24 protein-coding genes are annotated in these 19,434 nt (G+C 51.7%); 20 read left to right on the top strand and 4 right to left on the bottom strand.

Going from position 1 to position 19,434, the window contains the following annotated elements:
* The first annotated feature begins 4 nt into the window (after positions 1–4).
* The 20 genes from mpaD to L6H70_RS24180 all read left to right on the top strand — a co-directional run bounded on the left by mpaD (position 5) and on the right by L6H70_RS24180 (position 15,354).
* Positions 5–1,330, top strand: coding sequence for a daptide-type RiPP biosynthesis aminotransferase (gene mpaD / locus L6H70_RS24255; RefSeq protein WP_236336747.1), 1,326 nt, complete (start codon positions 5–7; stop codon positions 1,328–1,330).
* A gap of 153 nt (positions 1,331–1,483) precedes the next feature.
* Positions 1,484–1,600 carry a daptide-type RiPP gene (locus L6H70_RS28835; RefSeq protein ID WP_332461358.1) on the top strand — a complete coding sequence of 39 codons (117 nt, stop codon included), beginning with the start codon at positions 1,484–1,486 and terminating at the stop codon, positions 1,598–1,600.
* A 56-nt stretch (positions 1,601–1,656) separates the two neighbouring features.
* Positions 1,657–1,773, top strand: coding sequence for a daptide-type RiPP (locus L6H70_RS28830; protein WP_332461358.1), 117 nt, complete (start codon positions 1,657–1,659; stop codon positions 1,771–1,773).
* Positions 1,774–1,829: 56 nt separating this feature from the next.
* Positions 1,830–1,946 (top strand): daptide-type RiPP, encoded by a 117-nt coding sequence (locus tag L6H70_RS28825; protein ID WP_332461358.1) that lies wholly within the window; start codon positions 1,830–1,832, stop codon positions 1,944–1,946.
* Between the two features lie 73 nt (positions 1,947–2,019).
* Entirely contained in the window at positions 2,020–2,154 is a 135-nt protein-coding gene (locus L6H70_RS28760) for a daptide-type RiPP (protein ID WP_269751863.1), read from the top strand.
* 59 nt (positions 2,155–2,213) lie between these two features.
* A complete protein-coding gene (locus L6H70_RS24250; protein WP_167347633.1) occupies positions 2,214–2,351 on the top strand; it encodes a daptide-type RiPP in 138 nt (45 codons plus the stop codon).
* A 110-nt stretch (positions 2,352–2,461) separates the two neighbouring features.
* Positions 2,462–3,619, top strand: a complete 1,158-nt coding sequence (gene mpaP, locus L6H70_RS24245; RefSeq protein ID WP_236336746.1) for a daptide biosynthesis intramembrane metalloprotease — start codon at positions 2,462–2,464, stop codon at positions 3,617–3,619.
* A gap of 35 nt (positions 3,620–3,654) precedes the next feature.
* Entirely contained in the window at positions 3,655–4,557 is a 903-nt protein-coding gene (locus L6H70_RS24240) for an ABC transporter ATP-binding protein (RefSeq protein WP_236336745.1), read from the top strand.
* The gene (locus L6H70_RS24235; protein WP_236336744.1) at positions 4,554–5,792 is read left to right on the top strand and encodes an ABC transporter permease; all 1,239 of its coding nucleotides are present in this window, start codon (positions 4,554–4,556) and stop codon (positions 5,790–5,792) included. Before L6H70_RS24240 ends, L6H70_RS24235 begins: the two co-directional genes overlap by 4 nt.
* 17 nt (positions 5,793–5,809) lie before the next feature.
* Entirely contained in the window at positions 5,810–6,646 is an 837-nt protein-coding gene (locus L6H70_RS24230; RefSeq protein ID WP_236336743.1) for an SDR family NAD(P)-dependent oxidoreductase, read from the top strand.
* Between the two features lie 26 nt (positions 6,647–6,672).
* Positions 6,673–7,524, top strand: a complete 852-nt coding sequence (mpaM, locus tag L6H70_RS24225; protein WP_236336742.1) for a daptide-type RiPP biosynthesis methyltransferase — start codon at positions 6,673–6,675, stop codon at positions 7,522–7,524.
* Complete coding sequence (locus L6H70_RS24220) at positions 7,496–8,083, top strand: TOMM precursor leader peptide-binding protein (protein ID WP_236336741.1); 588 nt, start codon at positions 7,496–7,498, stop codon at positions 8,081–8,083. Before mpaM ends, L6H70_RS24220 begins: the two co-directional genes overlap by 29 nt.
* Complete coding sequence (locus tag L6H70_RS24215; RefSeq protein ID WP_236336740.1) at positions 8,080–9,453, top strand: YcaO-like family protein; 1,374 nt, start codon at positions 8,080–8,082, stop codon at positions 9,451–9,453. The genes L6H70_RS24220 and L6H70_RS24215 overlap by 4 nt, the downstream gene beginning before the upstream one ends.
* A 41-nt stretch (positions 9,454–9,494) precedes the next feature.
* Positions 9,495–10,238, top strand: coding sequence for a nitroreductase family protein (locus L6H70_RS24210; protein WP_236336739.1), 744 nt, complete (start codon positions 9,495–9,497; stop codon positions 10,236–10,238).
* A 2-nt stretch (positions 10,239–10,240) separates the two neighbouring features.
* On the top strand, positions 10,241–10,438 hold the full coding sequence (locus L6H70_RS24205) for a DUF4177 domain-containing protein (RefSeq protein WP_054942542.1): 198 nt from the start codon (positions 10,241–10,243) through the stop codon (positions 10,436–10,438).
* Between the two features lie 30 nt (positions 10,439–10,468).
* Positions 10,469–10,867 carry a GntR family transcriptional regulator gene (locus tag L6H70_RS24200; protein WP_236336738.1) on the top strand — a complete coding sequence of 133 codons (399 nt, stop codon included), beginning with the start codon at positions 10,469–10,471 and terminating at the stop codon, positions 10,865–10,867.
* Positions 10,868–11,007: 140 nt separating this feature from the next.
* Entirely contained in the window at positions 11,008–11,928 is a 921-nt protein-coding gene (locus L6H70_RS24195) for a polyprenyl synthetase family protein (RefSeq protein ID WP_236336737.1), read from the top strand.
* A 166-nt stretch (positions 11,929–12,094) separates the two neighbouring features.
* Complete coding sequence (comX, locus tag L6H70_RS24190; protein ID WP_206102532.1) at positions 12,095–12,271, top strand: competence pheromone ComX; 177 nt, start codon at positions 12,095–12,097, stop codon at positions 12,269–12,271.
* Between the two features lie 41 nt (positions 12,272–12,312).
* A complete protein-coding gene (locus L6H70_RS24185) occupies positions 12,313–14,673 on the top strand; it encodes a sensor histidine kinase (protein WP_236336736.1) in 2,361 nt (786 codons plus the stop codon).
* A 21-nt stretch (positions 14,674–14,694) separates the two neighbouring features.
* The gene (locus L6H70_RS24180; RefSeq protein ID WP_236336735.1) at positions 14,695–15,354 is read left to right on the top strand and encodes a response regulator transcription factor; all 660 of its coding nucleotides are present in this window, start codon (positions 14,695–14,697) and stop codon (positions 15,352–15,354) included.
* Between the two features lie 83 nt (positions 15,355–15,437).
* Here the strand turns inward: L6H70_RS24180 and L6H70_RS24175 are convergent, their stop codons facing one another.
* From L6H70_RS24175 to L6H70_RS24160, 4 genes are read right to left on the bottom strand one after another with little or no spacing between them, the layout of a single operon-like run.
* The gene (locus L6H70_RS24175; protein WP_236336734.1) at positions 15,438–16,253 is read right to left on the bottom strand and encodes an ABC transporter ATP-binding protein; all 816 of its coding nucleotides are present in this window, start codon (positions 16,251–16,253) and stop codon (positions 15,438–15,440) included.
* Positions 16,253–17,284: a FecCD family ABC transporter permease gene (locus L6H70_RS24170; protein WP_236336733.1), complete on the bottom strand. Its 1,032-nt coding sequence runs from the start codon at positions 17,282–17,284 to the stop codon at positions 16,253–16,255. The genes L6H70_RS24175 and L6H70_RS24170 overlap by 1 nt, the downstream gene beginning before the upstream one ends.
* Positions 17,281–18,297, bottom strand: a complete 1,017-nt coding sequence (locus tag L6H70_RS24165) for a FecCD family ABC transporter permease (protein ID WP_423802879.1) — start codon at positions 18,295–18,297, stop codon at positions 17,281–17,283. The genes L6H70_RS24170 and L6H70_RS24165 overlap by 4 nt, the downstream gene beginning before the upstream one ends.
* 16 nt (positions 18,298–18,313) lie before the next feature.
* Entirely contained in the window at positions 18,314–19,408 is a 1,095-nt protein-coding gene (locus tag L6H70_RS24160; protein WP_236336731.1) for an iron-siderophore ABC transporter substrate-binding protein, read from the bottom strand.
* Positions 19,409–19,434 lie beyond the last annotated feature (26 nt).

Raw genomic sequence — 19,434 nt, 5'->3', positions numbered from 1 at the left:
CCCTATGTTAACGACAACCCGGCAATACCCGATGGTGCATCCGCTTAAGGATGTCCGGCTCGGAGATGAGGTTACTTCACTTGCAGCAGGGGAAGGCATCTACGTGCAGGATACGAACGGTAAAATTTATATCGACGGGATCAGCGGACTGTGGAATGTATCCCTGGGTTACCGTCATCCCGGAATACGCCAAGCGATCATAGAGCAATTGGATGCGCTGCCCTATGTGAATCCCGTGGATTACAGCAATCCGGTTACCCTGCAGTTTGCCGAGAAGCTGCTGCAGCTAACACCGGATAATCTAACTAAGGTTGCCTTCACATGCACCGGTTCGGAATCCGTGGAGCTGGCGATCAAACTAATGCGCAAATACCACCAGCTGCGGCATCAGCCGCATAAGAACGTCATCGCCGTTCTGGACAAATCGTACCACGGCAGTTATTACGGCTCCATGAGTGCCAGCGGGATCGATCAGGAGATTTCTGAGAGCTATGGTCCGAAGGTACCCGGCTTCCTGTTCCATCCGGTGCCTGTGTGCAGGCATTGTACACCGGGCACCATCGCCGGGGATTGTCTGAGCAGACAACTCGGTCAGCTGGAAGCATTATTTGCCCGGGAGGGGCATGTGATGGCCGGATTCATGCTGGAGCCGATTATCGGCTCAGGGGGGATTATTCCTATTCCTGAGGCTTATCTGCAAAGGCTCAAGGAACTGTGCCTGGAGCACGATGTGCTGCTTGCTTTTGATGAAGTGGCTACGGGGATGGGGCGTACCGGAAAAATGTTTGCCTTCGAGCACAGCGGGGTTACCCCTGATATTCTCTGTCTCTCCAAGGGGATTAACAGTGGCTATTTACCGCTGGGGGCCACCCTGTTCAGCGAAGCGATACAGCAGGCTTTTGCTCTTGCAGGCTCCCACATCGAGCATCTCTCCACGCAGAACGGCAATCCCATCGCTTGTGCAGCCGGAATAGCTACGCTGGAAGCGCTGGAACAGCCGGGCATGCTGGAAGCGGTAAGTGCAAGAGGACAGCAGCTTCGTTCCGCTCTGGATCAGGCACTGCAAGGCAACCCTTTATATCTGGAGGTAAGGGGAAAAGGCCTGATGATCGGCGTTGCGCTGCGGAGCAGGCATCGTGCAGAGGAGTGCCTGCCGCCAGAGGAGCTGGCGGATATTGCCGGCAAGCTGAAGCGCCGGGGGTTAATCGTATATCCTTTCCACACACCAGGGTTAACCTCCGGGTTCCATCTGTTCCCGCCCTTCATTATCAAGGAGGAGGAGGTGCTGGAGATCGTATCGATCGTCCGGAAGGTACTGGGAGGGAGGTGAGAATAATGCCCCACCACCGGCATGAGCCAATGGTTTGCTGGAAACTTGACACTTCGGATAACAGAACAGAATATACAGTTTTTCGATCTGCTCCATACTTCAGAAACATTCGGCATTAAACTCTGGGCTTGATCGTGAAAGGAGGTGAGTATCATGCAAAAGAATCTTTCCCTGCAATTCGAAGAAATGGAAGCTGTGACGGCTCCGGACTGGAAGGACATCGCAATCGGTATTGGTATCGGTGTAGGTATCGGCGTAGCGCTGACTTAATCTGCCGTTATACCGGGCAAAATCCTGTTAGCTGACCTTGAAAGGAGGTGAGTATCATGCAAAAGAACCTTTCCCTGCAATTCGAAGAAATGGAAGCTGTAACAGCTCCGGACTGGAAGGACATCGCAATCGGTATCGGTATCGGTGTAGGTATCGGCGTAGCGCTGACTTAATCTGCCGTTATACCGGGAAACGTCCTGTTAGCTGACCTTGAAAGGAGGTGAGTATCATGCAAAAGAATCTTTCTCTGCAATTCGAAGAAATGGAAGCTGTAACAGCTCCGGACTGGAAGGACATCGCGATCGGTATTGGTATCGGTGTAGGTATCGGCGTAGCGCTGACTTAATATCAGCAGCGGTAGTAACGGAGACAATGTTCACCTTATAAAAAACAAAATTAATTTAATGGAGGAGAAGTTCATGATGAATCAAGCGCTGGCTTTGCAGTTTGAGGAAATGGAATCTGTTACAGCTCCGGGAGACGGTGCATTTTTGGCGGGTGTTGGCGTAGGTATTGCGATTATTACCGGTACGGCAATCGTGGTGCTGACCTAATTACGGAAATGGCCTGACCGGCTGTACTTACTAAATCCAATATGAGGAGAGAATCGAAGATGAATAATGGACTGGGTTTGCAAATGGAACTGCTGGAAGATGTCGCTGCACCGGGCAGCGGAAGAGATTTCTTTGAAGGCGTGGCCGTTGGAGTGACCATCGCTGGAGGCGTAGTCGCAGTTATTGCTTTGACCTAATAACAATTAATATTTCCTAAACCTTTGGGAAGCCTCTTCTGCTTGGAAAGACGTATTCTGCCCGGCAGGAGGGGGCCCCTATTATAAGCGGCTTGAGAGGGTGAGAGAGAATGGAATCTGTTACACATCTTGAATTTCATGAGACTGAAAACAACTATTTCTTAGTTCAACATATATCCAGCCACAGGTTTGTAAAGCTGGGCCTCCGGGAGACCGAGTTCCTGCGCTATCTGTTAAACGAAGCAGACGGAGAAGAATATTCGGGAACACTTACTGAAACTGAACGCGAATATATGACCGGGAAGTTTGCGGAGTGGGGTTTTCTGAGCCATCCCTCCGAAGCCGGGGAGACGCCGGCAGCGCGCAAATGGAGCTGGAACTGGAAGATAGAGGATCTGACCGCGATCAAGTTTCTGACGGTTAACCCAGATGAGGGGCTGACCGCCATGCGTCCGGTGATCCGGCGCCTGCTTCACCCGGTTACGATGGTGATCTACATCTTGATCATTGCAACGGCTATGGGCCTGCTGGTTAATGACCCCTCCATACAGGCTATTCCGCAGCTGGGTGCAGGCGGATACGTTCTGATTTATATCATGCTGCTGTTGACGACAGTTGTTCACGAGTGTGCTCACGGCATGGTGTGCAAGCATTACGGAGGGCGTGTCACCAGGCTGGGAGCGATGCTCTTCTATTTCAGCCCGGCCATGTTCTGCGATGTTAGCGACACCTATACCTTCAAGAAGAAACGGCATAAACTGGCTGTTCTGTTCGCGGGTATATTCAGCCAATGGCTGATGACTTCCGTCGCGATGATTCTTTACTACAGCTTGAGTTACAACGGGATTAAAGTGCCGGTGCTGCTATATTACGGCCTGGCAAATCTGGGACTCAGTGTACTGAACATGCTCCCTCTGGTCAAGCTGGACGGGTATTGGATGCTTAGCCACGCCCTTGGCATCGTGAACCTCCGCTCCAAGGCATTCGCCCTACTGTTCAAAGGATTGGTGCCGCGGAAGAGGGCAGTCCAGTCAGCTCCAAGTGTAGCGCCGTCAGGCGCAGGCAGGAAGGAGCGCTCCATATTGCTGGCTTACGGACTGCTCGCATCGCTGTTCACCCCATGCTTCTGGGGATGGGGAATATACAGTATCCAGCAGCGGCTGTACTCCCTGATAGGGGCAGTGAGCTTCATAGTGACCGGAGTATTATGTCTGGTTCTGCTCTACCATGCAGCCAAATTTGCGAAGAAGCTCGCTAGCGGGGTATAGAAGGCAAGTTAACGTGAAGAAAGGTGGACTACACAATGACACTTGAAGTTAAACAATTGGTCAAAACATATGGCGAGACAAAGGTGCTGCACGGGATATCCCTGAAGGCAGCCTCGGGCAAGGCGTTCGGGCTGCTCGGCGGCAATGGTGCCGGCAAGACGACGACCATCCGCTCGATTCTCGGCCTGCTTGATTATGATGCAGGCGAGGTGCAGTGGGAAGGGGTGCCGATCACAGCCAACCGCCCCCGCATCGGTTACTTGCCTGAGGAACGGGGATTATACCCGAAGGAGAAGGTCAGTGAGCAGCTTGTGTATTTTGCCAGACTGGAGGGCATGAGCCGGGCCGGAGCCATCCAGGCCATGAGGCGCTGGCTGGAGCGTCTGGGAATTGAGGAATATGAGCACAAAAAAGTAGAGCAGCTCTCCAAAGGAAATCAGCAGAAGGTCCAGATTATTTCCGCCTTGCTGCATGACCCTGAGCTGATCATTCTGGATGAGCCGTTTAGCGGACTGGACCCCGTAAATTCCGAATTGCTGGCCTCTGTGGTCAAGGAGCTGATTGATCATGGAAAAACACTGATTTTCTCCAGTCACCAGATGGGCCATGTGGAGCAATTCTGCGAGGACATCTGCATCCTGAAGCGGGGACGGATGATGGTATCCGGTAATCTGATGGATATTAAACGTTCTTATGGCCGGACGAATCTTCTGCTTAGAAGTGAGCGCGACCTGTTGCCCCATCTGGTGTCCTACGGGCTGCCGGCGGAACGGATATCTTCCAATGCCCATGAATGGCAGCTGGAAATTGCCCATGAGGAGCAGGGGAATCAGCTGCTTCAGCAGCTGACCAGAGACGGGATTAACCTGCTGAAGTTCGAGATTAAGGAACCTACGCTCCATGAGATCTTTATTGAAAAGGTAGGTGAGGTATCATGAGACAATTCGGGCTGGTATTTACCTATTCCTTCATGGAACGTCTGCGTTCCAAGGCTTTCAAAATCATGACGGTGATTATGGTTGTGCTGCTGGCCGCGCTGATCATCCTGCCTAAATTCCTCAGTACTGCAGCTGAGACGACAGACGGCGACATTGTGATTCTAGATCAGACCGGCATCGTGCATAATACTGACGGCTTTAAGGAACAGGTGTCAGACTCTTATACGTGGCGGGTCATTCAGGAGGCCGATCTGGCTGCCGAGCAGGCTAGACTGGAGAAAGAGGATGAGGTGCGGGGGATTGTAACCATCTCGGAGGAGAATCATCAGCCGGTGCTTACCGTGACGGTTAATAAAAAGGATGATTCCTCGGCTTATCTGGGTCAGCTGAATTATTACGTCCAGAATCTGTATACGATGTCCCAGCTGGAGCGGCTGGAGCTGAATCAGGCGGACAAGGAGCGGGTTACTGCCTCGCTGAAGGTACAGATCGAAGAACTGAAGGCCGGCAGTAAATCGATTACGACCACCTATATGCCGATTTATCTCATTACTTTCCTGCTCTATTTCCTTATTTATCTGTACGGCGGAAATGTCGCTACATCCGTCTCTGTGGAAAAGGGCTCCCGGGTAAAGGAAATTCTAATTACCAAGGTGAAGCCGACCCAGCTGTTATTCGGTAAAGTACTGGGCGTCGGGCTTGCCGGACTGCTGCAGTTTGCCATCATTATCGGTGCAGCCTGTCTGATGCTTTCGGTTAACGGGGGCGGTACGGACATAGAGCTGCTGGGTTTTCAACTTGACTTCACATTCCTTGATGTTAAAACAATCGTGGTGCTGAGCATCTTCTTCATCTTGGGCTATTTCTTCTATGCTGCATTATTCGCCGCCGCCGGTTCGCTTGTCAGCCGCAGTGAGGAGATTAACCAGGTGACGCTACCGGTATCCCTGCTGTTGATGGGAGCGCTTGTGCTTGCTGTGTTCAGCATGATGAATGTGGATGGATCGCTTGCGACGATTACTTCCTATATCCCGTTCTTTACCCCATTTGTGATGTTTGCCCGGGTAGGAATGTCCGATCCGAGTCTGATGGAAATCTCCGTTTCAATTGGCATCCTGCTGATTACTACGCTTGCCGCATGCTGGCTGTCAGCCAAAATCTATCAGATCGGTGTACTGCTCTACGGTCAAAAGCCGAGTCCTAAGCTGATCTACAAAGCAATGAGATCTTTATAAAAAAGAGGAGGGATCGTATGGCGCTTGATTGGATTGCCAAGGAGCCGGATTATATGCTTCGTTCGCATACTGAGGATGCTCAGGTCCATACCGGCAGGGAGCTGACCGGCCAGTGGACACTTGTTACAGGGGCCAGCCGGGGGATTGGTGCGGAGATTGCCCTTCAATTCGCCCGGGCCGGCTCCGATCTGGTGCTGACGGAGCTGCCGCAGCTGATGGATCAGCTGCTGGAGTTTGCCCGGACGCTGGAGGAAGAGCATGGGGTCGAGGTAAAGTGCGAAAGCCTGGACCTTCGCGATATTGCGGGAATTGAGGCCTGCATCAGTGCTATGGAGCAGCAGGGTGTGGAACTTAGTTATCTGATTAACAATGCCGGAGTGAACTTGTTGTCACCGGCCCTTCATTTGTCGCAGGAGGATTGGGATTTCGTCGTCGACACCAACTTGAAGGGCACCTTCTTCCTTACCAGAGAGGCTGCCAAAAGCATGGTCAGGAAGAAGCGCGGCTCCATTGTCATGATTGCCTCGCAGCATGGTGTTGTCGGTAATGAGAACCGGGCACCTTACTGTGCCAGCAAGGCGGGAGTGATTCATCTGACCAAGGCGCTGGCTATCGAGTGGGCGAAGTACGGAATTCGGGTAAATGCGGTGTCACCTACATTTGTAATCACGGATGCCAATGAACAGCTGATCCAGGACCCGCATTTTCAGCGTTCGAATATGCCGAAGGTGCCGCTTCGGAAGTTTGCCCGTCCTGAGGACGTGGCGCAGGCCGCATTTTTCCTGGCTACGGACGGGGCAGGGATGATTACAGGCCATAATCTTGTTGTCGATGGCGGATGGACCATTATATAAACTGCAAATGAAGGAGGCAGAAGCCCATGTATTTCGGAGTTTTTCAGGAATTGCGTAATTTGAATATGCCGGGCAGTGTTGATTTTGATCTTTACGAGGGCTATTATTCTGAATTTTACGAGGCGGTTACCGGCCGGACGGATTATGATATTGCACTCATTCTGGAGCAGGCGGGGAAGCTGGCGGAAGGGCGCAAGGTACTCGAGCTTGCCTGCGGGTCCGGCAGAATATTAATGCATCTGGCCAACCGCGGATTCAGTGTCACCGGCTTGGACCTGTCTGAAGACATGCTGAAGATTTGCCGGAAGAAGCAGGCCCAGTTGCCTGCCCGGTTAAGCAGCCGGATTGAGACGGTGCAGGGCGATATGACAGATTTCAAGCTGGGTGAACGGTTTCCGCTGATCGTGCTGTCTGCTACAAGCATCAGTCTGCTGAGAGAATTACATGATTTCAAGCGGATGCTGGGGACGGTAGAGCAGCATCTGGAGCCGGGTGGACGGTTCATCTTCGATTATGTGCTGTCTAATCAGAGCCACAATTCCGATTACCGCGGCGGAAGAATTAATAGTGTTACGCTCAACCTGGGTCCTGACCACAAGCAATTCGTCCTGATCGGGGAAGAGGAGAACCTTCAGCAGCAAAGCGCCGTTATGAATTTTTATGCCGAAGTGATCCAGAACGGGGAGACCAAACGTATTTTCGGTTCTACCTTCAAAAAGTTTTTTGCTGAAGAGGATATTCTGCAGGCGATTGATGAGTCTGCGTTCCGCATAGCGGAGTCGCATATGTACAAACTGGAAGGCGACGAGAACGTGAGATGTCTTGTCCTGGAGAGAGAGGCGGATTCGTATGAGCAAGATCACGATCTTGTGCACTGAAGACGGCATCAATTCCGGGGACCCCATCGAGGCTCTGCTCAGCGGACTCGGTGTTAAGGTCAATAAGGTGAATCAATTTTCGGAGGTAAGTGCAGATGCGGAGCTAGTCATTGTGCTGCAGGCAGAGCAATGGGGGGAAGACTTCAACCGCTATGCGCTGGAGCATCACATCACCTGGCTGCCCGTCAGATTCTCGCATTCCGCCGGAAGAATCGGCCCCATTCTCATTCCCGGTTGCTCGGCGTGCTATGAATGCGTCTTGCGCCGGGAACGCTCCCACGGCATGAGACCCCTGGAGCCGCGAAATGCCATATTCGACTTGTCCTGGTCGGTGCTGAGCGGCATTATTGCAACAGAGGCGGCAAAATGGATCTCACGCCACACCAGCAGCTTTCCGCCGTTGTCTTTGGGCCATGTGCTTGATTTTGATGCCTTTCATCTGCAGGGAGAGATTAATCCCGTATATAAGCTCCCTACCTGCCCCTGCTGCGGCATGAGACATGAGCCGAGGCTTGCCGCGCAGCCCTGGCGCGAAGCCGGGCTGGTGCTTGAATCATGAGCCGCCGGCTGGTAAGCCGCTCGGGAGGGAGCTCAGCCGGCGGCTATGCTGAGTCCTTTCCCGGCAGGCAGGATACTCTGCCGGATTACCTGCGCAAGGCCATCAGCCCGCACGGGGGGATGGTAAAGGGCTTGATGAATATAAGCCCGGATCCCGGAGATCCGGCGTTATACTTAAGCCTTGCTGCCCCCGCCAATCCGAAATTTTTGGCGGAGGGCCAACATGGCCTGATTGATTTTTTTGCCAGCGGAATGGGATTTACGCTGGAGGAAGCCAATGTTTCTGCCGTTGCAGAAGCAATCGAACGCTACTGCGCTGCTTATGTTATCCCGGAGCGCCTGCAGCTGGCGTCCTGGCAGGAGCTTGGGGATCGCGCGCTCCATCCGGATGAGCTGCCGCTCTTCACGAAGGAGCAATATGAGCAATGGCAGTTCCCGTACCGGCCATTTACCGAGCATACCCGGGTACGCTGGGTTGATGGGTACAGCCTCACCGCGAACAAGCGGAAATGGGTGCCTGCTGCCGTCGCCTGGGACTCCTATCTCCCCCAGAGCGCAGAGGAAGAAGCCATTTGCTTCGGCCTGATGACTGGTTCTGCTGCCGGGGCGACGCTTGAGCAGGCGATGATTAGCGGCTTGCTGGAGATCATTGAGCGGGATGCATTTATGATCATGTGGTATAACTCGCTGTCTCTGCCGCGGCTGGACATCCGCCATTCGGCCATTGCCCGCCCGTTTCAGGAGCTGCTGGACCGGAACAGGTTTGACCTTACAGTTATGGATACGACCAGTGACCTCGGCATTCCCTCTGTATTCGGGCTGCTTATGACCCGGGACGGCAAAGTATCGGTCGGCGGCTCGGCGAGACTGTCGATGGAGGGCGCAATCGGTAAGGCGCTCATGGAGATCAGCCAGCTGTTCATCGGCAACAAGATGCAGATCTATTCCAAGAGCATCCCGTCGCTTCTGCCGCATCAGGTAACTGATTACGGTCTGAGGCTGCCGTACTATGAACAGCCCTTTGCCTATGAAGAGCTCATGTTTACCGCTGCTTCCTCTGCGGTAAGAAGCGTGCCGCCCCCGTCACCGATCTCTGAAGGCAGTGAGGCGGAGCAGCTTGAGTATCTTGTGAATCAATTTGCCAAGCAGGGTTTGGAAGTGCTGTGCGTTGATCTGACCACAGACGATGTGCGGGAACTGGGGATGCATGTCGTTAAAATGATTGTTCCGGGAACGGTCCAGCTGCCTCGCAGCGAGAATGAAAGGCTGATTACCAGCAAACGGATCTATGAGACGCCGGTGAAGCTGGGACTGCGGGCCGGGCCCATCTCACCGCAGCTGTTGAACTGCAGCCCACATCCGTTTCCATGACGTACAGCGGCACTTATAACGAGAAGAAGGATGTGTCATGCATGCCAATCAAATATATGGACTGGAGATCAGACCAGGATATCAATGACGAGCATCTGGCGATGACCTATCATCAGAACTCTAATCATTATCCGCAGCTCGAGGTGCTCACCCGGGCAAGAATGAAAATGCTGCGCAATCTGTTTACGCAGATGAACGGGGCGGTCACTCCGGCCAAGCGGTATTTCGGCGTAGAGCGGACCGGGCTGGAGAGAATCGATCCGCAGAAGCATCCGGTGATGGCGAAGCTCGCTGCAGGGATAGCCCAAGGGAATGACTCCAGGCTGCCGTTTTGGGATTACGGGCATTTACAGCAATGGGGGACGGCAGAACAGCTGGACTCGCTTGATTTATATTTTGTATCCAAGAACCGGGTTAGCGGCCGGTATGAGGTTTTTTATTGCAGTCCTTCCGGGCAGTTTGTCGATTATGTCAAAGAAGAAGCAGACTCCGGCTGGGTGCAGCTCCTGTTTACAACAGAACTGGACGTTCGCGACGGGGATTTGGCTGTCTTTATCTCTGCCAATCTGCAGCGGAGCAACCGGCTGTTCGGAGAACGCGGATACCGGCTCTCCTTGCTTGAGGGTGGCCGGTGGACAGAGCGTCTTGTCTCCTTGTCCCAGGAACAGGGGGTGCCGCTTGTTCCGGTCATGACCTTTTATGATAAGGCCGCCCACGAGCTGCTTGGACTTGACGGATATTACGATGTGATCTTGGCCAGTCTTATATACCGGGAGGAGAAGTAGGGATGCTTGAATACCAGTTTGTGAGAATTGATTTACGCGGGATCATTGAAAATAAGCCTGTACAGGATTATCACGGGGTTGTCCACGAACATGCTGCACAAGGCTGGAGACTGCTGCAGATTTTTGCTCCCAATACTCAGGGCTTCGGGACGGCGAATTACTTCGAGCTGATTTTTGAACGGGAAGTCCGGGCCAAGTAACGCGGACAGCAGAGCGGGGAGCGAGGAAGAATGAGATATTTGCCGATATCGTTAGCACCGCAATCCAGTGAGCCGATCTATGTGCAAATCCGGGAACAGCTTCGCCATCTGATTGCCGGCGGAATACTGCCGGATGGCGAACTCCTGCCGTCATTACGGGAATTAGCAGAGCAATTGGCCTGCAGCCTGGTGACTGTCCGCCGGGTGTATGCCGATCTGGAGCGGGAAGGGCTGCTATCGGTACGAAGAGGGATCGGCACCTTTGTCAAAGCAGATGCGATTGAGGATGTCCGTGACTTATGTCGGGTGCAGGTTGAACACAATCTCGCCGAAGCTGTTAGATTGGGGCGGCTGTACGGCATGCCCGATGAAGAAATTGTGTTTATGCTTGATGTTCAGTTGCGAAGCGACCCTACGAGAGAGGTCTAGATAAGCCGGCTTACCCCCTGACTAGAGGTGGAGCCGGCTTTTTTTATATTTTCATCATTAATACGGAAGGTGATATTTTATAGATATGGAATATATTATATTGCGGGTTTTTTAATGATGATGAGGCGGGGGGACAGAGAGTGGAGCAATTGGTGGATAGACTGGAGTCAGAGCTGCGGGAGGCCCTGAGATGCTATTTCAGTGTTCCGGAGCTCTACGGACATGCCTTGGCATGTCTTGAAGATAAACTGCAGGAAGCGATGCTCTTCGGCAAAATGACGGTGCTTCATTACCGGATGTTCAAAGGCGAGGATATGAAGGATATCTACAAAGCGGCTGCAGCGGTTGAACTAATGATTCTGAGTCTGGATATTATTGATGATATTCAGGATCAGGATAACGGCAAAATGGCCTGGAACCAGCTTCCCCCGGGAATCGCCTTGAATATAGGCATAGGTATGCTGTCCCTGTCTGGCCAGATGATGCTGTCTACCGGTTTCTCAGCCGAACGGCGGCAACTGGCAGCTCAGCTCATCCATCAGGGGATCATTACGGCGGTGAACGGACAGATGACGGATTTGTATAACAATGTGCAGACCGAAGAGGATTATATCCGGATGGTAACGCAAAAATCGGCAGCGCTGCTGGTTACCGCGGCCATGATCGGCACGGTTCTGGCAACGGGAGAATGGCGCGAGGAAGTTAAACGATATGCGGAGGAGCTGGGAATCGCTGCCCAGATCAAAAATGATATTCGGGATCTGCTGAATTGGGACGACAAAAATGATTTCCTGAACCGGAAAAAGACGCTGCCAACATTATATTTGCTGGAGGCCGTAGCCGGTGAGGAGGAGTGGATCACCGATTATTTTGAGGGCAGGCTTGATTTCGCAGATGTGGCGGACCGCCGGCAGGAGCTGGAGCAGATTATCGCCTCGACGGGTACCTTGATCTACACCTCTTTTCGGATGAGGACGCATTATTATCGTTATCTGGAATATGTCGAGCAGCTGAACCCTACCCCTTATTGGAAAGATATGATGTTATCCTTTGCCGAATAAATTCCAGTTGTACGCACCGCAATTTTGCGGCTCTACCACGCAAAATACCGCAATTCGATTTGCGTGAAATACTGGACTGGTTATCGTTTCCATTCTCTGAAATGGCCTGTATATTGGGATTAAGAGAAATCATCTCTTAACAACAAACCAATTGGAGGGATTTGGAATGGTAAAAGAAATGTTCCAGAATATGATGAGCAACTCCGGAGAATGGATGAATGGCAATCGGGGGCAACTCCAATTGGCGGGTATGAGCGCACTGGAGCAGAGAGCACTTATGGATGTACTCAAAGCAAAAGATGAGATGACCGAGAATCCGATGCGTATTGGACTCTGGGGCTAAACTATAAAATGTTGTAACTCAATAGATAGAGAGGGACTATATTGAAACATCGTCTGAAGATTACGGTTTGTATCCTGCTGTTGTTTCTGATCACCGGTTATTTCACCAAATTTGTGTACACTCATCCGTATGTCGGAGTAATGGTGACGCAGAATAATGAGGGGCAGATTATAGTATCAGAGAGTTCTCCACAGAAATATTGGGGGTTCGGGAAAATATATACCGGCGATCAGATCGTGGAGGTAAATGGCCAGCCGGCACAGGATTATTATCCGATCCGTATGTTCGACTCGCTGGAACAGGCTTCATCCATTGCTCTGGACCGGACAGGACCGGACGGAGTAGTAAAGCGGGTAACCTTTGAGGTTAGCCCGCAATTACCTAGAAACGAGCTGTTAACCCATTTAATATTCCCATGGTTGGCGCTACTGATGTTCTCGGGACTCTCTATCGTGATATACCGCAGGAAGAAGTCGGACCCGGCGGCGATTCAGCTTATCTTATTCTTCTTATCCATAGGATTGGCCTACTTCAGTTCTTTTTCTTCAGGACGGGCTAATCCTGTGGGGATGATAATCTTATATTTTTCCATGTCCTCTGTCCCCATATTTTTTATTCAGTTTCTGAAATTGTATCTTGAAAGCTATCAGGAGATGCTTACAGGCCGCTTCACTATGCGGATTTTCTATCTCCTTATAGCCGCCATCAATGTCATAGAAATCACCAGGGTGTTCTACAGAAGCAGGTTGGGCGATTATAATTCGGGATTGATGTTATTCTACTTTGCCGGAATCAATATTTATATTGTGATTAGGCTGATTCAGAAGTTCGCCCTGCATCGCAAACAGAACAGTCCGATGCGTTCCCTGTTCAAATTTATTTTAATCGGCCATGTCTCGGGGTTCGCTCCGTTTATCTTTTTGTTTGCCATCCCGCAATTGTTTGGGATGGCGTTTATGTCGGCGGAAATTTCCGCGATCTTTCTGTTAATTATTCCTTTCGTCTATTTGTATATGTTCACGACGAAGCAGCTGTTTGACGTTGATTTTCTGCTGAGCCGTTTTTTTTACTATGCAGGTATTGCCTTTTTTCCGACAATCGCCATTTCAGTACTCGCCTCACTTCTGTTGACCCAGCATAATCAATTTTGGGTTAGATGGGGGCAGCTGTTCCTTGTTTCTTATTTGCTTATAATTCTGATGCTGTTCCTGAAGGAATACGCCGATTTGAAGCTGCGGCCAAGCCTGAATAAGGATATGCATAATTTTCAGGGGAGCTTGGGCCGCTTCTCGGCCAGGATATCGCGCGTCATGAAGCTTACGGATCTGGAACGGGTGCTGGAGCAGGAAATTTACCAGGTGCTGCCGGTGAAAAAAGCTGTTTTTGTTACGGTCGATACGAACCGGCTACAGGAGCTGACGCTGAGTGAACCGCTGGACGGTATCCGGAACTCGCTGATCGCCGCTATCCAGTCTGCTGTAGGAAAGCTGGATGTGGGTACGATTTTCAGTCTACAGCGCGGAATTGGTGTCGTTGCGGGAAAGAAGCTCAATCGGCTGCATATCCTGTGGCTGGACGACAAGGGAAGCCGGACCAAATACAATTTGGATGAATTGGCCTGGCTGCGAACGCTTGCCAACTACAGCGCGATTGTCTATGAGAACTTATATTTGGTGGAGAGCCTGGTGGAAGAGCTGGAGGCTGAATTCCGCAAAAAGAATGGAAATGCTTCATCGCCTTGGCTTTCCAGGCTAATCTTTACGCTGTCTGAGAAAGAGCGGCGGAAGCTTGCCTCCGATCTGCATGATTCCGCACTTCAGGACCAGCTGATCTGGTACCGCAACCTGGAGTCGGCTATGCTTGACCATGAAATGGGACCGGAGCTGCACCAGAAGCTGGATAATATCAAGGAAGGGTTACTTGATGTCATTCACCAGATCCGTGAGACCTGCAATGAGCTGAGGCCCCCATTGCTTCAGGAGATGGGGATTGTCGAAGCCTTGCGGGGACTGTTCGAGCAGGCCCAGATCCGGTCTGATTTTGTAGTTGATTTTCACCCGGGAACGTTCACGGCCGATATTAATGACGATCAGCTGCTTACCCTTTACCGGATTGTCCAGGAGCTGCTGCGTAACGCCAGCAAGCATGCCAAAGCATCCACCATTAGGATTGCACTCGGGCAGGAAGGTAATCACGATATCCTGCTTACTTATAAAGATAATGGAATCGGGCTCAAGCTGGAGGAATTGCAGGATTCCTATCACCATATGGGCTTATCGGGCATCAAAGAACGGGTAAACAGTCTGGAAGGTGATATAACGTTCAAGTCAGCGCCGGGTCAAGGACTGGAAGTACGGATTATCCTGCCGCTGGATTCAGCAAGATTGAGTCAGGAAGCATAGTGAAAGCAAGGAGGAGACAGGATGGTACGGATTTTACTGGTAGACGATCATCCTTCCGTTGGTGAAGGAACTAAAAATATGATTGAGCAGGACCCCGATATGCAAGTCACGGTACTGATATCGGCGATGGAAGCGCTGGAGCTGATTGAACAGGAGGAATTCGATGTCCTGTTATTTGATTTGAACATGCCTGTCATTAATGGTATCGAATTGACCAAGCGAATCATGCGGACCCGGCCTGACAGCCGAATTCTTATTTATACAGGGTACGAGATCAGCCCTAATTTTAATGTACTGGTGGAAGCAGGTGTCAGCGGTGTGGTCAGTAAGACATCTACCCGTGAACAATTATTGAATGCACTCCGCTGCGCCCTACGGGACGAGGCTGTCATTCCGGTCTCCCTGCTGCGGCAGCTGCGGCGAAGAGATATTCGTCTTAATCAGGGCAGGGAAGAAAGGCTGATGGAGGAAGTTTCGATTAATGAGCGCGAACAGGAAATCCTTCAGGAGGTCTCAAGCGGAAGCAGCAATAGGGATATCGCAACCAAGCTGCTGATGAGCCAGCGGACCGTTGAGTATAACCTGACCCGTATTTTTGAGAAGCTGAATGTACGTTCAAGATCGGAAGCCATTGCGGAAGCGAGAAGATTAGGACTGATCCGCACGGATGAATTTATATAACGACAAAGCCTCCGGAAGCAACAGGACTCCGGAGGCTTTTGTCTGCGGCCGGGGACAAACCGGCAGGTTGCTGGGAAATTCATTTAAGAAGTAGGTCCATAAGCCGCATGATAACGCCCTTTGGGAACCACCATAGGGGAGCCTGCAATCGGGTCCTTGATGACCATCGAGTCCAGTCCGAATATATCTTTCACCAATGTATCCGTGATTACCTGCGAGGGTTCGCCCTCAGCGACTAGCTTTCCGTTATGAAGCGCAAAAATATGGTCGGCATAACGTGCGGATAAATTGATATCATGCAGCACCATGACAATCGTAGTTCCGTGCTTACGGTTAAGGTCTGTGAGCAGGTCAAGGATCTCCACTTGATAAGTGATATCCAGGAACGTTGTCGGCTCATCGAGAAATAGAATATCCGTTTGCTGCGCCAGAGCCATCGCAATCCAGACACGTTGTCTTTGACCGCCTGAGAGCTCGTCAATATTATGATTGGCAAACTCCGTGATATCCATAAGGGTCATCGCTTCGGCAACGGCTTCATAATCCTTTTTGCTCCATCCGCTGAGCAGGGACTGATGCGGGTATCTGCCCCTTCCCACCAGATCGGCCACGGAAATACCTTCCGGAACAATGGGGGATTGCGGCAGCAGGCCAATGACCCGGGCCAATTGCTTTGGCGGGATTTTGCTGATGGCTTTGCCGTCCAGCGTGATCTTACCGGAGGTAGGCTTGATCAGCCTGGCCATAGTTTTGAGAAGCGTAGACTTTCCGCAGCCGTTAGAACCGATAATCACACTGATTTTGTTACTGGGGATCACCAGGCTTACGTCGTGGATTACCGTTTTATGATCATAGCCAGCTACGATTTGCTCAGCCTGAAAAGTATGTGCTGCACTCATTATAATTCTCCCTTTCGATTCATCCGGATTAGCAGGAAAATCAGATACGGAGCCCCAAGCAATCCGGTGATGACACCCACAGGGAATCTGTATTCAAAAGCAAACTGTCCGATCAGATCTGCCGCCAAAACCAAATTTACGCCCACCAGCCCCGCCGGAATTACGTTTGAGAAGCCGACTCCAACTAATCTTTTGGCGATGGGTCCTGCAAGGAAAGAGACGAAGGCTATCGGACCTGTGATGGCAGTTGCTATTGCAATCATGATGACGGAACTCACGATAAGCGCAATTCTGGTCTTGTCCGCATTCACACCGAGCGAAGTAGCCGCCTGTTCGCCAAGCTCGAGTATACTCAGTTGTTTTCCCAGCACAATCACGACAGGGGCACAGATCAGAACGGTGAAGACGAGCGGCGGAAGCTCCTTCATTTGAGAGCCGTTGAGGCTGCCGGAGAGCCACCGGAGTGCTGCGGGAACATCCTGTTGTGCACTAAGGAGCAGCAAATAGGAGATCACAGCGTCAAGCATAGCCTGTATGCCTATTCCTACAAGGATTAACCGCCCGATCGAAAATGCTTTTCCTCTGGATAAAAAATAGATCAGCATCACTGTAGCCAGGCCGGCAATGACCGAGGCAACAGAAACGACCGCTCCTTTGGAGTGAAGGATAACGATGCAAAAAACGGCTGCCGCACTAGAGCCGGAGGTAATCCCGATGACATTCGGGTTGGCCAGGGGGTTGCGCAGCATGGTCTGGAAGGTATACCCGGCAACACCGAAAGCAAATCCGGCCAAAAGACCGGCCAGCATCCTCGGCAGACGTATGGTGTTAACCGCAAAGGATACACCCTTAAGCTGCTCACCCGAAAGCGCCCGGAGTACTTCCTGGACCGGATAAATGGTGTTTCCCAGTAATAGCATAGCCGCGCAAAGCGCACAGGTAAGAACTGCAAGGACACCGGTAACAAGTAGCCAGCGGCGGCGTCTGTGGCGTCTGCCCGCCATAATAAATTCCATAGGTTGATTGGTCATAAGGATCGCACTTTCGACTTCATTGCTAATATGATTAGTATCGGAGCGCCAATAAACGCTGTAACTACACCGACTTCAAGCTCTCCCGGCCTGCCGATCAGCCTGCCGCCCACATCGGACAGAGTCAGTATGATGGCTCCGGAAAGTGCAGACATCGGGATCACAAACCGCAGATCGGATCCAAGAATAAGACGTATAACGTGAGTGGCTAACAGTCCGATAAAACCAATCGGTCCTGCCAATGCAGTAACTGCGCCGCATAAGAGAACACCCGCAAGAGCCGCAATAAATCTCAGAACTCCTGTCCGGACGCCCAGTCCGGTCGCAACATCGTCTCCCAGTGCCAGCGCATTCAGTGCCGGGGCACAGATAAAGCCTATCAATAAGCCAATGGCCAGAAACGGCAGGAACGTAGTAATGCTGCTCCAGGTACCCGAGCCGACGCTGCCCACCTGCCAGAATCTGAACTGATCCATGACGTAGGAGCGCGGGATCAGGATGGCCGTGACCAGAGAAGAAAGGGCCGCGCTGGTGGCGGCACCCGCCAGAACGAGCTTAATGGGGGTGGCTCCGCCACGCCCCATTGAGCCGATTCCAAACACGAATACTGCAGTAACCGCCGCTCCGGCCAGAGCCAGCCAGATATACTGGCCGGCAGTACTTATATTCAGGAAGGCAATCCCGCAAACAACGAACAGGGAAGCGCCGGTGTTGACTCCGAGTATACTCGGGTCTGCGATAGGGTTACGTGTGACTGATTGCATGAGTGCGCCGGAAACCCCCAGGGCCGCACCGCACAATAAACTGAATACCGTCCGCGATATCCGCTTGCGGACCACGTTAGCCCCGAAGGATTGAACATCCGGATGAAATAATCCGTCCAGCAGTTCGTTAAACCGGATCACCCGGGCGCCTAGGACCAGAGAGGCCACCACGCATATACCCAGCAAGACGAGGCAAATCAGCAGTAACGTCTTGAAATTCCGTGGAAGATGCGTGGCGGGCTGCTTCATTTCTGAACTTGGAGCGCTATTCATTTAACTTGTCGATAGCTCCGCCGATCAATGCCAGATATTCATCAATGGTATACGCGATGGACAGCGGGTTCGGAGTTCCGGCAGCTACCAGAGGGGTATCACTGTCAATGAAGGCAACAGAACCCCGCTCCACTGCCGGGATTTTGCCAAGCAGGGAATCAGCCTGGATAGCTTTCAACAATTCGTCATTGCCATATCCGACGATAAGATCGGCATCGTATAGGGACTCAACGTTCTCAGCACTCAAATTCAAAGAATAGCTGGTAGGATCGGTGATTTGCTTAGTAATGCTTTCAGGGTACTCCATTCCCAGCTCGTACAAGAAGGAGACACGGGAGTCTACAGGAGTGTAAATGTGTAACTGGGACAGGTCATCAGCCGAGAAGTTCACCCAAGCCACCTTTTTGCCTTTAATCTGCGGGTATTTGCTCAGCTTCTCATTAATCATGTCCTCGGTGTCTTTGATCAGCTGCTCCCCTTCGGCCTTCATACCCATTCCTTCGGAGTTGAGCAAGACCTGTTCACGCCATGTAGTTGTCCAAGGAGCGGTCGGATAGGCTACAACCGGGGCGATTTGGCTCAGAGTATCGTAGTCTTCCTGAGTGATACCGGAGTAAGAGGCAAGAATGACATCCGGGTTGGCATCGGAGATCGCTTCGAAATCCAGACCGTCGGTGTCCTGGAATACATTAGGTTCAGTTGCGCCAAGCTCTTTCAGCTTCTCCGCTGTCCAAGGCAGCAGTCCGCTGCCATCCTGAACGCCGAAGTTCGCCGCCGAGAAGCCGACAGGGACAACGCCAAGGGCGAGTGCGACATCGTGATTGGCCCACTGAATAGTAACGACCCGTTCCGGCTTGCTCTCAATGACAGTCTCGCCAAGCGCGTGCTTGATTGTGATCGGATATGCTGTAGCTGCCTCCGGGGATGCCGGTGCTTCCGTACTGGCAGCAGCATTCGTTGCCGCAGCACTTGGAGACGGTGCAGCTGTTGAATTATTCGATGGCTGATTGGAGCAGCCGACTAGTGCAATTGTAAGCGCAAACGGAATAAATAAAGCTTTGAATGAGAACCTTCGTGTTGTATTCATGTGTGACCCCGTCCTTTTTATGAAAG

The organism is Paenibacillus auburnensis, from assembly GCF_927798115.1.
GTDB classification, from domain to species: domain Bacteria; phylum Bacillota; class Bacilli; order Paenibacillales; family Paenibacillaceae; genus Paenibacillus_AQ; species Paenibacillus_AQ auburnensis.
This window is presented reverse-complemented; position numbering and strand designations above follow the sequence as displayed.